This window comes from Enterobacter cloacae complex sp. SHL012 (assembly GCF_049237505.1).
Taxonomy (GTDB): domain Bacteria; phylum Pseudomonadota; class Gammaproteobacteria; order Enterobacterales; family Enterobacteriaceae; genus Enterobacter; species Enterobacter kobei.
On sequence record NZ_JBMKIZ010000001.1, the window covers coordinates 902,254 to 917,153 of the forward strand.

The following is a 14,900-nucleotide window of genomic DNA, read 5'->3' on the forward strand; positions in this document are numbered from 1 at the left end:
TGGCAAAACCCGCGCATGATGCAAGCGAAACATGGCTACATCAGCGATAGCTAGCCCTGTAGCGTCAGTTTTTGCTCCCGGATATCCTGCTCGATCCCCTCGCGAACATCCTGAGGAATTTTCAACGCATCGCCCAGGGCGTTGAGATAGCTGCGTTCCATAAAGTGGTCAATATCAATGGCGGCACAGCTCAGGAAATAGAGTTCCAGCGCCTCTTCCTCATTCTGTACGCTTTGCGCCAGACGCTGCGGATCGAGCGGCTGCTCAATGGCCTGCGCCACCAGCGTTCTGCCCTGCTCCTCCACGCCGGCTTCTCGCATCTGCTGCTCGATAGCCGCTCGTTCTTTATCATCAATATGCCCGTCGCTTTTTGCGGCAAACACCAGCGCAAGAATGAGCCGCTCCGTACGCAGATCCAGCGGCGAAGTCTCCTCCCCAAAGTGGGGTTCATCCTGGTGCGCCGCGCGTACCCTGTCCTTGTACTTGTTCCACAGCACGGTACCGGCGATAGCGCCGCCACCGGCCAGCAACGCGCCGGTACCGTACTTTGCCAGCAGCTTACGTGAGGATTTATTGGCGACCAGCAGCCCTGCCAGCCCTCCGAGCGCCCCCGGTACCAGCAGTTTGCTTAGCCCCTGGTCGCCGGAGCCTGATGTTTTCTGCCCTAACATGGATTGCAGTTGATTTAACCAGCCTGACATAGTTTCCCTCACTTAACGGTTAACATTTCCACAGCGTAAGCGAGCAGGCGTCAGGAAATGTCCGTCGAGGCTAAAGAAGCGCAAATTTCTCGTCGGCCTTTTTGCCCTGCGCAAGACAGACGCAAACGTTTTCGTTTATACTGCGCGCATCTTTTTCAGGGGGAATGTTATGACTCGTTTAGGAACCGCGCTGCGACCTGCGGCGACGCGTGTGATGCTGTTAGGATCGGGCGAGCTGGGGAAAGAAGTCGCCATTGAGTGCCAGCGTTTAGGGGTAGAAGTGATTGCCGTAGACCGCTACGCCGACGCGCCCGCCATGCATGTTGCCCATCGTTCTTATGTGATTAACATGCTGGACGGAGAGGCTCTGCGGACACTCATCACGCAGGAGAAACCGGATTTTGTGGTGCCGGAGATTGAAGCTATCGCGACCGATACGCTGATCGCGCTTGAGCAGGAAGGTCAGCGCGTGGTGCCTTGCGCCAACGCAGCGAAACTGACCATGAACCGCGAAGGCATTCGCCGCCTGGCGGCAGAGGAGCTGGGGCTGCCCACTTCAAGCTACCGTTTTGCGGGCGATAAAACCGCATTCCTGCAGGCCGTCGATGAGATGGGTTACCCGTGCATCATTAAGCCGGTGATGAGCTCATCCGGAAAAGGACAGAGTTTTATCCGCGACAGCAGCACGCTGGACAAAGCCTGGGATTATGCGCAACAGGGTGGCCGTGCCGGAGCAGGCCGCGTGATCGTCGAGGGGGTGGTGAAGTTTGATTTCGAAATCACCCTGCTTACCGTCAGCGCGGTGGATGGCGTCCATTTCTGCGATCCGATCGGTCACCGCCAGGAGGATGGCGATTACCGCGAATCCTGGCAGCCACAGCAGATGAGCGCCCTGGCGCTGGAACGTGCCCAGGATATCGCCCGTAAAACCGTTCTGGCGTTAGGTGGTTACGGTCTGTTCGGCGTGGAGCTGTTTGTCTGCGGCGACGAGGTGATTTTCAGCGAAGTCTCCCCTCGCCCGCATGACACCGGGATGGTGACGTTGATATCGCAGGATCTCTCCGAGTTCGCCCTGCATGTTCGCGCCTTCCTTGGCCTGCCGGTTGGCGGTATTCGTCAGTACGGCCCGGCGGCCTCGGCGGTGATCCTGCCGCAGCTGACCAGTCAGAACGTGACGTTTGATAACGTCGAGGGCGCAACGGGCGCCGGGTTACAGGTACGTTTGTTCGGTAAGCCGGAGATCGACGGCACCCGTCGTCTGGGCGTGGCGTTAGCAACCGGGAATAACGTCGACGAGGCCATCGCACGCGCAAAAACGGCGGCAGCGAACGTTAAGGTAGCAGGATAAAAAAAACGGGCCGAAAGGCCCGTTTTTCATACGATAAAAAACTTATTGCTTCGCGCCTTCAACCGCTTCGCGAGCCAGTTTCGTGATGCGATCCCAGTCGCCCGCTTCCAGCGCATCCGCTGGCACCAGCCATGAACCCCCGATGCACAGCACGCTTTTCAGCGCCAGGTAGTCACGGTAGTTCGCCGGAGAGATACCGCCCGTCGGGCAGAAACGCACCTGAGAGAATGGACCTGCAATCGCCTGCAGCGCTTTGGTGCCGCCGTTGGCTTCTGCCGGGAAGAATTTGAACTCTTTCAGGCCGTAGTCCATACCCAGCATCAGTTCAGACACGGTGCTGATACCCGGGATCAAAGGAATAGTGCCTTCGGTCGCTGCTTTCAGCAGCGGCTCGGTCAGGCCAGGGCTGATAGCGAACTGAGCTCCGGCCTCCGTGACTTCTGCCAGCTGTTGCGCGTTGAGAACAGTGCCCGCACCGATGATGGCGTCCGGCACTTCTTTGGCGATAGCGCGAATCGCATCCATCGCGCAGGCGGTACGCAGGGTCACTTCCAGAACACGAACGCCACCCGCAACCAGCGCTTTCGCCATTGGCACAGCGTGCTCCAGCTTGTTTACCACGATAACCGGCACGACAGGGCCAGTGGTCAGGATTGCTTCTGCACTTGTTTTCCAGTTTTTCATCAGAGTTTTCTCTCGCCAGATCGTTAAAATCAAGTCGTCTTAAAACGTAATACAGGTCGCGCCCTGCTCCGCACCGGAGAGTTTCTCACGCAGCGCGCTGAACATTTCGCGTCCGGTCCCCACGCGCGATGCGCTCAGGTCAGGAATATGTGGCTGACGTGCCGCCAGCTCTGCCTCATCCACCAGCAGGGTTAACTCACCTGTCTGACCGTTCACGCGGATCATGTCACCGTCGCGCACTTTCGCCAGCAAACCGCCGTCATAAGCTTCCGGCGTGACGTGGATAGCTGAAGGCACTTTGCCGGATGCACCGGAGAGGCGTCCATCGGTCACTAACGCAATTTTGAAACGGCGGTCCAATAATACACCAAGTGGTGGCATAAGTTTATGTAATTCTGGCATGCCGTTCGCTTTTGGCCCCTGATGACGCACTACCACCACACAGTCTTTATCAAGCAGACCCGCGTCAAAAGCGGGTAATACGTCGTGCTGGCTTTCAAACACCACAGCCGGCGCTTCAATAACCTGGTTCTCTTCCGGTACAGCAGACGTTTTCATCACCGCACGACCGAGGTTGCCGCTCAGCACTTTGGTGCCACCATGAGGAGAGAACGGTTTGTCGATGGTGGCAATCACCTGCGCATCGAGAGATGCGGTCGCCCCGTCGCGCCAAGCCAGCTCGCCATTGTTCAGCCACGGCTCCTGGGTATAGCGCTGCAGGCCAAAGCCTGCCACGGTGTTGACGTCTTCATGCAGCAAACCGCCTTTCAGCAGCTCGCGCATCAGCAGCGGTACGCCACCCGCAGCCTGGAAGTGGTTGATGTCCGCCGGACCGTTCGGGTAAAGACGTGCCATCAGCGGCACCACGGAAGAGATCTCAGAGAAATCATCCCAGTTGATCAGAATGCCCGCCGCGCGCGCCATGGCCACCAGGTGCATGGTGTGGTTGGTCGAACCGCCGGTGGCCAGCAGAGCCACGATACCGTTGACGATCACTTTTTCGTCGACCATTTTGCCCATCGGCATCCATTCATTGCCGTTTCCGGTCAGACGCGTCACCTGACGTGCTGCGGCCTCAGTCAAGGCCTGACGCAGAGGTGCATCCGGCTGGATAAAGGACGAGCCCGGCAGCTGCATGCCCATAAATTCCACCACCATCTGGTTGGTGTTGGCCGTGCCGTAGAATGTACAGGTACCCGGCGCATGGTAGGACGCGGCTTCCGCCTCCAGCAGCGCCTGACGGTCTGCTTTTCCTTCCGCATACAGCTGGCGAATACGCACTTTTTCTTTGTTCGGCAGGCCGCTTGCCATCGGGCCAGACGGCACAAAGATCGCGGGCAGATGGCCAAACGACAGCGCTGCCATCACCAGTCCCGGGACGATCTTGTCGCACACGCCCAGGTACAGTGCGCCATCAAACATGTTGTGTGACAGGCCTACTGCAGCAGACATCGCAATCACTTCGCGGCTGAGCAGCGACAGCTCCATACCATCCTGCCCCTGGGTCACACCGTCGCACATTGCCGGCACGCCACCCGCGACCTGACCTACCGCATTCACGCTGTGCAGCGCGTTACGAATGATATTGGGATAGACCTCATACGGTTGGTGGGCGGAGAGCATGTCGTTATAGGAGGTAATAATGGCGATATTGTTACGCAACATGCTTTTCAGGGAGGCTTTATCATCGGGCTGGCAGGCCGCGAAGCCGTGCGCCAGGTTACCACAGGCCAGCTGGGAGCGATGGACGGTATTGCTCTTTGCCTGTTCAATCCGGGCGAGGTAGGCCGAACGGGTCTCCTTCGAGCGCTCAATAATGCGTTGTGTTACGCGTAACAATGTCGGATTCATAAAAGCTCCTCTAATTTATCTGTCCGGGCTCAGGAGTTTACAACGTCGCTGGCAGTTGTTAACACCGCTGAAACGCTTGCTGTCCGGAGCTCTGGGGCAAAATCACTTCCGGCAGTGTAATAAAAAAAGCGCCGCGGGGAAATCCACACGGCGCTTAAAAGAATAAAAATTGTGCCACTAGCTGTGTTAGATCATGTTACCGGTAAAATAACACTTTCGGGCTAGTGGATTATCCTACTCAAACTCGTTCCAGGAGCGGCCATCACGGGTGATCATGGCCACCGATGCAACCGGACCCCAGGTGCCCGCCTGATACGGTTTTGGCGCATCCTGATCGGCTGCCCAGGCTTCGGTAATGGAATCGACCCATTTCCACGCCTCTTCCACTTCATCGCGACGCACGAACAGCGCCTGGATACCACGCATGGTTTCCAGCAGCAGACGCTCATAAGCATCCGCGAGGTGCGTCTGGTTGAAGGTTTCGGAGTAGCTCAGATCCAGTTTGGTGGTCTGCAGGTTATGCTTGTGATCCAGTCCCGGCACTTTGTTGAGGATCTGGATATCTACCCCTTCGTCCGGCTGCAAACGAATGGTCAGTTTGTTCTGCGGCAGCTCCTGCCAGGACTCTTTGAACAGGTTCAGTTCCGGGTTTTTGAAGTAGACGACGACTTCGGAACATTTGGTTGGCAGACGTTTACCGGTACGCAGGTAGAACGGCACGCCCGCCCAGCGCCAGTCATCGATATCTACGCGGATCGCCACAAAAGTCTCTGTGTTGCTGGATTTGTTCGCGCCCTCTTCTTCCAGGTAGCCCGGCACTTTTTTGCCTTGCGCAAACCCGGCAGTGTACTGGCCGCGAACGGTCTTCTCGCGCACGTTGGAGCGGTCGATGCGGCGCAGCGACTTGAGCACTTTGACTTTGGCGTCGCGAATGCTGTCTGCCGTCAGGTCAGACGGCGGTGACATGGCGATCATGCACAGAATTTGCAGGAGGTGGTTCTGGATCATGTCGCGCATCTGGCCTGCCTGGTCAAAGTAACCCCAGCGTCCTTCGATACCTACCTCTTCCGCCACGGTGATTTCCACGTGGTCGATAGTGCGGTTGTCCCAGTTATTCACAAACAGGGAGTTAGCAAAACGCAGCGCCAGCAGGTTCAGTACCGTCTCTTTACCGAGATAGTGGTCGATACGGTAAACCTGGCACTCTTCGAAGAACTCGCCCACCTGGTCGTTGATTTCACGCGAGGTTGCCAGAGAGGTACCCAGCGGCTTCTCCATCACCACGCGCGCCGGTTTGGCGTTCAGTTTGGCTTCGCCGAGACCTTTGCAGATGGCGCCGAAAGTGCTTGGCGGCATGGCGAAATAGTTAATGGTGACACGGTTTTTCTGATCCAGCATGGCGCCCAGGCGGTTAAACGCGCTGACGTCATTGACGTCCAGGTTGCAGAAATCAAGACGACCGCTCAGAGTATCCCACAAACTTTCATCAATTTTTTCCTTCATGAAAGTTTCGAGCGCCTCGCGGACGACTTTGGTATAAGCGTCCTTATCCCAGTCGGCGCGCCCTACCCCCAGGATACGGGTATCCGGATGAATTTGGCCCGCTTTCTCCAGTTGATACAGGGAAGGCAGCAATTTTCGGCGTGCAAGATCGCCTTTCGCGCCGAAAATGACCAGGTCACATGCCTGGGCTGTTTGCGTTACCGCCATGTCATTCTCCTCAGTTGGATCACCTGGTACTTCTGCCAGGTATCGTTGTAATTTTATTACAATGCACTGTACTGCTTTTACGTCATTCCCGAAACCATTAGCACTTATCGTCTCGTGCGATACGGCAATTTTTCGCCTTGCAGCCGATTACGGGGGCATTATGACGCAACAAGCGTCGATAATTTGCGCAACAGGGTCATAGCAAAACCCGACATCGATCAAGTAATGAAAAAAAACAACAACATTATCTTGTCGACTGTTACCCTTTATGGAAGCCACAGGGGTAATATCGGCTAATCGAATGAAGATTTCATCCATTTATGAAATCGTTTCCACCCCCACGAGCGCCCTGTTAACAATGAATATGCTTGAAAAAATCCAGTATCAACTGGAACACCTTAGCAAATCCGAGCGAAAAGTGGCTGAAGTCATTCTTGCCTCTCCCGCTCAGGCGATTCATTCAAGCATCGCCGCGCTGGCTCAGGAAGCAGGCGTCAGCGAACCGACGGTTAACCGCTTCTGCCGTAGCCTGGAAACGCGCGGCTTTCCTGATTTTAAACTGCATCTGGCACAAAGTCTGGCAAACGGCACCCCTTATGTTAATCGTAATGTGGATGAAGACGACAGCGTAGATGCCTACACGGCGAAAATTTTTGAGTCAGCTATGGCCACGCTTGACCACGTTCGTCAGTCTCTGGATATGAGTTCGGTGAACCGTGCGGTGGATTTACTTACCCAGGCCAAGCGGATCGCGTTCTTCGGACTTGGGTCGTCGGCCGCCGTGGCGCACGATGCCATGAATAAATTCTTCCGCTTCAACGTGCCGGTGATTTATTCCGATGACATTGTGCTGCAACGCATGAGCTGTATGAATTGCAGTGAAGATGACGTCGTGGTACTCATTTCGCATACTGGCCGCACCAAAAGTCAGGTGGAACTGGCGCAGCTGGCCCGTGAAAACGATGCCATGGTGATCGCCCTCACCACCGCCGGTACGCCGCTGGCACGAGAGGCGACGCTCGCCATTACGCTGGACGTCCCGGAGGATACCGATATGTATATGCCGATGGTTTCCCGTCTGGCACAGCTCACGGTTATAGACGTGCTGGCGACCGGTTTTACCTTGCGACGGGGCGCAAAATTCAGAGATAACTTGAAGCGAGTCAAGGAAGCGCTGAAGGAATCGCGTTTTGATAAAGAATTGCTCATAAAGAGCGATGTTTCCTTAAAGTAGATAACGAAGACGTAACCAATAATTACGATGTAATGATTTACGGCATTCGGTCCTCTCTTTGCTGCCTTGCGGCAGATGAAGGCCGATTCAATGTTCACGCAACACCAAAGTTGTTTCAGTCAACGGAGTATTACATGTCCAGAAGGCTTCGCAGAACCAAGATCGTTACCACCTTAGGCCCGGCCACCGACCGCGATAATAACCTTGAAAAGATTATCGCCGCGGGTGCCAACGTGGTGCGCATGAACTTCTCTCACGGTACGCCAGAAGACCATAAATTACGTGCCGACAAAGTGCGTGAGATCGCCGCTAAACTGGGCCGCCATGTCGCTATCCTCGGCGATCTGCAGGGTCCCAAAATTCGTGTCTCCACCTTCAAAGAAGGTAAAGTTTTCCTCAATATCGGCGATAAATTCCTGCTGGATGCCAACCTGGGCAAAGGCGAAGGCGATAAAGAAAAAGTCGGGATCGACTATAAAGGCCTGCCAGCTGACGTGGTGCCTGGCGATATCCTGCTGCTCGACGACGGACGCGTACAGCTGAAGGTGCTCGAAGTTCAGGGAATGAAAGTGTTCACCGAAGTCACCGTCGGCGGCCCGCTCTCCAACAATAAAGGTATCAACAAACTGGGCGGCGGCCTCTCTGCGGAAGCGCTGACCGATAAAGACAAAGCGGACATCGTTACTGCGGCTCTGATCGGCGTTGACTACCTGGCAGTCTCCTTCCCACGCTGTGGCGAAGATCTGAACTATGCACGCCGTCTGGCCCGTGATGCAGGCTGTGATGCCAAAATCGTTGCCAAGGTTGAACGCGCGGAAGCCGTTTGCGATCAGGACGCCATGGACGATGTGATCCTGGCTTCTGACGTGGTGATGGTGGCCCGCGGCGATTTGGGTGTGGAAATCGGCGATCCTGAGCTGGTTGGTATCCAGAAAGCGCTGATTCGTCGCGCACGTCAACTGAACCGCGCGGTGATCACCGCGACCCAGATGATGGAATCCATGATCACCAACCCAATGCCAACCCGTGCGGAAGTGATGGACGTCGCTAACGCCGTGCTGGATGGTACCGATGCGGTGATGCTGTCTGCGGAAACCGCTGCGGGCCAATATCCTGCTGAAACCGTGGCCGCGATGGCGCGTGTCTGCCTGGGCGCAGAGAAGATCCCAAGCATCAACGTCTCTAAACACCGTCTGGACGTGCAGTTCGACAACGTGGAAGAAGCGATTGCGATGTCTGCCATGTACGCGGCAAACCATCTGAAAGGGGTTACCGCGATCATCACCATGACCGAATCAGGCCGTACCGCGCTGATGACTTCCCGTATCAGCTCCGGTCTGCCGATCTTCGCCATGTCCCGTCATGAACGTACGCTGAACCTGACGGCGCTGTACCGCGGTGTGACGCCGGTGCACTTCGACAGCACCAATGACGGCGTGGCAGCCGCGCACGATGCCGTCAATCTGCTGCGCGACAAAGGTTACCTGGTGTCCGGTGATATCGTTATCGTGACGCAGGGTGATGTGATGAGCACCATCGGCTCAACCAACACCACCCGCGTTATGACCGTCGAGTAACAACGTCTGTGTTAAAAAGCCCTCTCCAGATGGAGAGGGCTTTTTTTATTTCCTCGGATAAAGCTCTTTGCGTTTATAAGGTTCCGTTTCACCCGGCTTTCGCGTTTTAAGCAGCTTCAATATCCACGTGTACTGTTCGGTATGCGGCCCCACCAGGATTTCCACCTCTTCGTTCATGCGACGCGCAATGGTGCGATCGTCTGCGGTCAGCAGGTCATCCATCGGCGGGCGGACTTCAATGCTCAGACGGTGCGTTTTACCATCATAAACCGGGAAGAGTGGGATCACGCGGGCGCGACACACCTTCATCAGGCGGCCAATCGCCGGAAGTGTGGCTTTGTAGGTCGCAAAGAAGTCGACAAACTCACTGTGCTCCGGTCCGTGGTCCTGATCCGGCAGATAGTAGCCCCAGTATCCCTGACGTACGGACTGAATAAACGGCTTGATACCATCGTTACGCGCATGCAAACGACCGCCAAAACGACGACGTACGGTATTCCAGACAAAGTCGTAGATTTTGTTGCCCTGGTTATGGAACATGGCCGCCATCTTCTGACCCTGAGAAGCCATCAGCATCGCCGGAATGTCGACACCCCAACCGTGAGGAACGAGGAAAATCACCTTCTCGTCATTGCGACGCATTTCGTCAATGATTTCCAGCCCTTTCCAGTCAACACGGTCAACGATTTTTTCCGGCCCTTTCAGCGCCAGCTCTGCCATCATCGCCATTGCCTGCGGCGCGGTGGTATACATCGCATCGATGATAGCCTCGCGCTCGGCATCGCTTTTTTCGGGAAAACAGTAATAGAGGTTGATCTGCGCACGGCGACGCGCGCTTTTGCCTAAACGCCCGGCCAGACGGCCAATTTTCCCCAGCAGGGGATCGCGCAGCGCAGCAGGCAGCATAGCGATGCCTGCAAAGGTGTAGACCCCGAGCCAGGCGCCCCAGTTGCGCGGATGGCGAAAGGATTTTTCAAACTCAGGAATGTATTCAATATTGTTTTTTTTTGTTTCCATGCTGGTTCCAGGGTCTGGTGACGCAAAATTTTATTGATAGTGTAGCGAGGCAGTCGTCCACGCACAAAAGAAAAAGCCGGCGCATACTGACACCGGCTTTTTTCACAAAAACAGAAGGCTTAGTTTAAGCTCAGCTGCGGTATCACCTCTTTCACCTGCGCCAGGTAATCAGAACGATCTTTACCCGTCAGGCCTTCGGTGCGTGGCAGTTTCGCCGTCAGCGGGTTTACGGCCTGTTGGTTAATCCACACTTCATAGTGCAGGTGCGGGCCGGTCGAGCGTCCGGTGTTGCCGGAGAGCGCGATACGGTCGCCACGTTTCACTTTCTGTCCAGGCTTAACCAGCAGTTTACGCAGGTGCATATAGCGGGTGGTGTAGGTACGACCGTGACGCACCGCGACATAGTAGCCTGCGGCACCGCTACGTTTAGCCACGACCACTTCACCATCACCCACAGCCAGCACCGGCGTGCCCTGCGGCATGGCAAAGTCAACGCCACGGTGTGGTGCGACGCGCCCGGTAACCGGGTTCAGACGACGCGGGTTAAAGTTAGAGGAAACGCGGAACTGTTTAGCCGTCGGGAAGCGCATAAAGCCTTTCGCCAGTCCCGTACCGCTGCGGTCGTAGAACTTACCGTCTTCGGCACGGATGGCGTAGTAATCTTTGCCATCAGAGCGCAGACGTACGCCCACCAGTTGGCTCTGCTCACGCTTGCCGTCAAGCATTTCGCGAGACATCAGCACGGAAAACTCATCGCCCTTCTTCAGCTTGCGGAAATCCATCTGCCACTGCATGGCTTTGATCACCGCACTGATTTCAGAGCTGGTGAGACCGGCATCACGGGCGCTGGAAACGAAGCTTCCGCCTACTGTGCCTTTCATCACGCTGTTCACCCAGTCGCCCTTCTGCATTTCACTGGTCATTTTGAAACCGTTTGCAGTGCGATCGTAGGTGCGGGTTTCACGGCGGGACATCTCCCAGGTTAACCGCTGAAGATCGCCATCCGCCGTTAAGGTCCAGGAGAGCTGTTGCCCTATTTTCAGGTTACGCAGGTCTTTATCTGCAGCAGCGAGCTGACTGATATTCCCCATGTCGATACCGTACTGATTGAGCACGCTGCTCAGCGTGTCACCGGTAGAGACAACATACTCGTGGATCCCGGCCTCGTTCTCGATTTTATCGTCCAGTTCATCCTGGGGAATCGCTTCATCTTCCTGAGCAGCCTGGTCGATAGGCTCACTGGCTTCAGGCAGTAAAGAACGGATCTCGCTCTTTTCAAGCTCGATGGTTTTGATGATAGGGGCAGAACTCGGGTGGTAAACATAGGGCCGCCAGACGGCGACCGCTAAGGTGAGTACTGTAAGCGACCCCAGCATAACGCGGTGGGGTCGAGGCAGATTGTTAAATGCCAGGGCGACAGAGCGGGCTATCTGTTGCACGTATTCACTTCCTCGTTAATCTCCTTTCAGGCAGCTCGCATACTGGTCCGCCAGTTGGCTGAGGAACTGCGAATAGCTCGCTTTGCTCAACTGGATATTCGTTCCTAGCGGGTCAAGGGTCCCCATGCGCACGGATGTCCCCCTGGCCACGGCTTCTACGACCGCTGGCCTGAACTGTGGCTCAGCAAAAACGCATGTCGCTTTTTGCTCAACCAACTGTGTTCTGATTTCATGTAAACGCTGCGCACCAGGTTGAATTTCAGGGTTGACGGTGAAGTGCCCAAGCGGGGTCAAACCATAGTGTTTTTCATAGTAGCCATAGGCGTCATGAAAAACGAAATACCCTTTTCCTTTCAACGGTGCGAGCTCATTACCTACCTGCTTATCGGTTGCGGCTAATTGTGCCTCAAAATCCTTCAGGTTGGCGTCTAGTTTGGCTCGACTTTGCGGCATAAGTTCCACTAATTTGTCGTGGATTGCAACCGCTGAAAGCCGCGCTATCTCTGGGGAAAGCCAGAGATGCATGTTGTACTCACCATGATGGTGATCTCCATCACCTTTTTCACCCTCTGCCGCGTGATGGTCATGTTCATCACCGTCGTCATCCGTGCCTTTCATGAGCAACGGTTTCACGCCGGAAAGCCCGGCAATCGCAACCTGTTTATCGCCTGGAATCTGTTTGGCCGACTTCTGCATAAACGCTTCCATCTCTGGTCCAATCCAGACGACTAAGTCCGCGTTTTGTAAGCGTTTTACATCTGAAGGGCGAAGAGAATAGTCATGCTCAGAGGCCCCGTCAGGCAGCAAAACCTGGGTTTCCGTCACCCCATCGGCAATGGCCGACGCGATGAATCCAAGCGGTTTAAGCGAAGCGACAACCGCCGCGTTAACATCTTGTGCGGTTGTACCCCAAAGGGCAGCGGATAATGCTGCGAAAAGAAGCGTATTTTTATGTAACATAATGCGACTAATCATCGTAGTGAATGCGTGGAATGTGATATTATAACATTCGTTGACTTCTTCAAGCTTAAATTGACATGACGACACTGGTTTCTCTCGATAATATTTCGGTCTCTTTCGGCCAGCGCCGCGTCCTCTCTGACGTGTCGCTGGATCTGAAGCCCGGCAAAATTCTGACGCTGCTTGGTCCTAATGGCGCAGGCAAATCCACGCTGGTACGGGTTGTACTGGGTCTGGTGACGCCCGATGAAGGTGTTATCACCCGCGAGGAAAAATTGCGTATCGGCTATGTGCCTCAGAAATTACATCTGGATGCCACGCTGCCTTTAACGGTGAGTCGCTTTCTGCGCCTGCGCCCCGGCACGCGGAAAGCCGATATTCTCCCGGCGCTGAAACGCGTACAGGCGGGCCACCTGATTGACGCGCCGCTGCAAAAACTTTCCGGGGGTGAGACGCAGCGCGTTTTGCTGGCGCGCGCGCTGTTGAGCAGCCCGCAACTGCTGGTGCTTGATGAGCCTACCCAGGGGGTGGACGTTAATGGTCAGGTCGCGCTTTATGATTTGATCGATCAGCTTCGCCGTGAACTGAATTGCGCCGTGCTGATGGTCTCCCACGATCTCCATCTTGTCATGGCGAAAACGGACGAAGTGCTGTGCCTTAACCATCATATTTGCTGTTCCGGCACGCCTGAAGTGGTCTCGATGCACCCGGAGTTTATCTCCATGTTTGGCCCTCGTGGCGCTGAACAGCTGGGTATTTACCGTCATCATCATAATCACCGCCATGATTTACAGGGACGAATTGTCCTGCGCCGGGGAAATGGACACTCATGATTGAACTGTTACTGCCCGGCTGGCTGGCCGGGATTATGCTTGCCTGCGCCGCGGGTCCACTCGGCTCGTTTGTGGTCTGGCGCAGAATGTCCTATTTCGGTGATACCCTCGCGCACGCCTCTTTGCTGGGCGTGGCTTTTGGTTTACTGCTGGATGTGAATCCCTTCTACGCGGTGATTGTCGTCACCCTGCTGCTGGCAGCCGGGCTGGTCTGGCTGGAGAAACGTCCGCACCTCGCCATTGATACGCTGCTTGGCATTATGGCCCACAGCGCGCTCTCGCTGGGTCTGGTCGTGGTGAGTCTGATGTCGAATATCCGCGTCGACCTGATGGCCTATCTGTTTGGCGATCTGCTTGCCGTGACGCCGGAAGATTTAATTTCCATCGCCTTCGGTGTGGTGGTGGTACTCGGTATTCTGCTCTGGCAGTGGCGTAACCTGCTGGCGATGACCGTCAGCCCGGACCTGGCCTTCGTCGACGGCGTGAAGCTGCAGCGGGTTAAGCTACTGCTGATGCTGGTGACGGCATTAACCATCGGCGTGGCGATGAAGTTCGTCGGGGCGCTGATTATTACCTCGCTGCTGATCATCCCTGCCGCCACGGCGCGCCGTTTTGCCCGCACGCCGGAGCAGATGGCCGGTGTGGCCGTGATTATCGGGATGATTGCGGTAACGGGTGGGTTAACCTTCTCGGCGTTTTATGACACGCCTGCGGGGCCGTCAGTGGTGTTGTGTGCGGCGGTGTTGTTTATTTTTAGTATGATGAAAAAACAACCGAATGCATAAATGAGCGATTACCGCTTTCATAGAGGGTCACGCTTCGCTTCATGCGCTGTGATCAACGCATGGCGGGACTTAAACCGCTGGAGTGCGCCCATGTTGGGTGCACACGTAAATAAGCCCCGATGAAATTATCGGGGCTTATTTTATTACCTGGTACACGTTGCTAAATGCAATTTGGCACCTGGGACGTTTATACCGCCTTCCATATCAAGACACTTGACAATACCATCGGTATCAACTTTTTTCAGCTGTCCGTTAATATAGTCCCAATGACTCGCAATAGGTTCATATTCGCGTATATAAACTTTGCCGCTTGCTGGTGCGAAGGCATATTCTGGATATGTTTCCAGCATCAGCATCCCATTAATAGCGAAATTGACCTCACGAATATTCTGCAATTCTGGATTAGAACCACATGGCTCCATCACCGCCTGCTGGTAAGCAATGCCAGTCATACATAATTTTCGTCCGTTACTGGTATTTTCAAGTTTATTATCCACCATTTTCCATGTTTGGGTTCCGGAAATAGCGGCATTCGCGGCGCCAGACAAAGCCGCCATAGTCAGAGCGGCAATAGTCAGAGCCGTCATTGTTTTCATTTTGTTATTCCTGATGTGATGATGAAATTTATTCATAGCATGGATATCGCTATAAATTCATCATAGAGGGAATAAGCGAATTATCTAAAATGATAGGTAGGATAAATTTATCCAAAATAATATGGATGATAATTCAGATGAGGTAACTAATCGGTCAGCGTCGCA

General features: G+C 54.9%; 13 protein-coding genes. 5 read left to right on the top strand and 8 right to left on the bottom strand.

Annotated features, from left to right (window positions below):
• Positions 1–50: 50 nt before the first annotated feature.
• Positions 51–701, bottom strand: coding sequence for a tellurite resistance TerB family protein (locus ACOTY9_RS04330; RefSeq protein WP_348565421.1), 651 nt, complete (start codon positions 699–701; stop codon positions 51–53).
• Positions 702–870: 169 nt separating this feature from the next.
• Here ACOTY9_RS04330 and purT point away from each other — a divergent pair, with 169 nt between their 5' ends.
• Complete coding sequence (gene purT, locus ACOTY9_RS04335; RefSeq protein WP_213782385.1) at positions 871–2,049, top strand: formate-dependent phosphoribosylglycinamide formyltransferase; 1,179 nt, start codon at positions 871–873, stop codon at positions 2,047–2,049.
• A gap of 42 nt (positions 2,050–2,091) precedes the next feature.
• On the opposite strand, the gene kdgA is transcribed toward purT, so the two are convergent.
• The 3 genes from kdgA to zwf form a co-directional block, all read right to left on the bottom strand.
• A complete protein-coding gene (gene kdgA, locus ACOTY9_RS04340) occupies positions 2,092–2,733 on the bottom strand; it encodes a bifunctional 4-hydroxy-2-oxoglutarate aldolase/2-dehydro-3-deoxy-phosphogluconate aldolase (RefSeq protein WP_014884307.1) in 642 nt (213 codons plus the stop codon).
• A 39-nt stretch (positions 2,734–2,772) separates the two neighbouring features.
• Positions 2,773–4,584 (bottom strand): phosphogluconate dehydratase, encoded by a 1,812-nt coding sequence (gene edd, locus ACOTY9_RS04345; protein WP_023330717.1) that lies wholly within the window; start codon positions 4,582–4,584, stop codon positions 2,773–2,775.
• Between the two features lie 234 nt (positions 4,585–4,818).
• Positions 4,819–6,294 (bottom strand): glucose-6-phosphate dehydrogenase, encoded by a 1,476-nt coding sequence (gene zwf, locus ACOTY9_RS04350; RefSeq protein WP_014884309.1) that lies wholly within the window; start codon positions 6,292–6,294, stop codon positions 4,819–4,821.
• A gap of 358 nt (positions 6,295–6,652) precedes the next feature.
• Here zwf and ACOTY9_RS04355 point away from each other — a divergent pair, with 358 nt between their 5' ends.
• Together ACOTY9_RS04355 and pyk are read left to right on the top strand one after the other, a co-directional pair.
• Positions 6,653–7,528, top strand: coding sequence for a MurR/RpiR family transcriptional regulator (locus tag ACOTY9_RS04355; protein ID WP_032629265.1), 876 nt, complete (start codon positions 6,653–6,655; stop codon positions 7,526–7,528).
• Between the two features lie 134 nt (positions 7,529–7,662).
• Complete coding sequence (pyk, locus tag ACOTY9_RS04360) at positions 7,663–9,105, top strand: pyruvate kinase (RefSeq protein WP_008500455.1); 1,443 nt, start codon at positions 7,663–7,665, stop codon at positions 9,103–9,105.
• A gap of 45 nt (positions 9,106–9,150) precedes the next feature.
• On the opposite strand, the gene lpxM is transcribed toward pyk, so the two are convergent.
• The 3 genes from lpxM to znuA form a co-directional block, all read right to left on the bottom strand.
• Positions 9,151–10,122 carry a lauroyl-Kdo(2)-lipid IV(A) myristoyltransferase gene (gene lpxM, locus ACOTY9_RS04365; protein WP_023330719.1) on the bottom strand — a complete coding sequence of 324 codons (972 nt, stop codon included), beginning with the start codon at positions 10,120–10,122 and terminating at the stop codon, positions 9,151–9,153.
• Between the two features lie 119 nt (positions 10,123–10,241).
• Positions 10,242–11,561: a murein DD-endopeptidase MepM gene (gene mepM, locus ACOTY9_RS04370; protein WP_014884312.1), complete on the bottom strand. Its 1,320-nt coding sequence runs from the start codon at positions 11,559–11,561 to the stop codon at positions 10,242–10,244.
• Positions 11,562–11,576: 15 nt separating this feature from the next.
• Positions 11,577–12,521: a zinc ABC transporter substrate-binding protein ZnuA gene (gene znuA / locus ACOTY9_RS04375; RefSeq protein WP_045134199.1), complete on the bottom strand. Its 945-nt coding sequence runs from the start codon at positions 12,519–12,521 to the stop codon at positions 11,577–11,579.
• A 77-nt stretch (positions 12,522–12,598) separates the two neighbouring features.
• On the opposite strand from znuA, the gene znuC reads away from it, so the two are divergent.
• The gene (gene znuC, locus ACOTY9_RS04380) at positions 12,599–13,354 is read left to right on the top strand and encodes a zinc ABC transporter ATP-binding protein ZnuC (protein WP_014884314.1); all 756 of its coding nucleotides are present in this window, start codon (positions 12,599–12,601) and stop codon (positions 13,352–13,354) included.
• Positions 13,351–14,139, top strand: coding sequence for a zinc ABC transporter permease subunit ZnuB (znuB, locus tag ACOTY9_RS04385; RefSeq protein WP_014884315.1), 789 nt, complete (start codon positions 13,351–13,353; stop codon positions 14,137–14,139). Before znuC ends, znuB begins: the two co-directional genes overlap by 4 nt.
• Positions 14,140–14,282: 143 nt before the next feature.
• Here znuB and ACOTY9_RS04390 read toward each other — a convergent pair whose 3' ends face one another.
• Positions 14,283–14,735: a hypothetical protein gene (locus ACOTY9_RS04390; RefSeq protein ID WP_023330722.1), complete on the bottom strand. Its 453-nt coding sequence runs from the start codon at positions 14,733–14,735 to the stop codon at positions 14,283–14,285.
• Positions 14,736–14,900 lie beyond the last annotated feature (165 nt).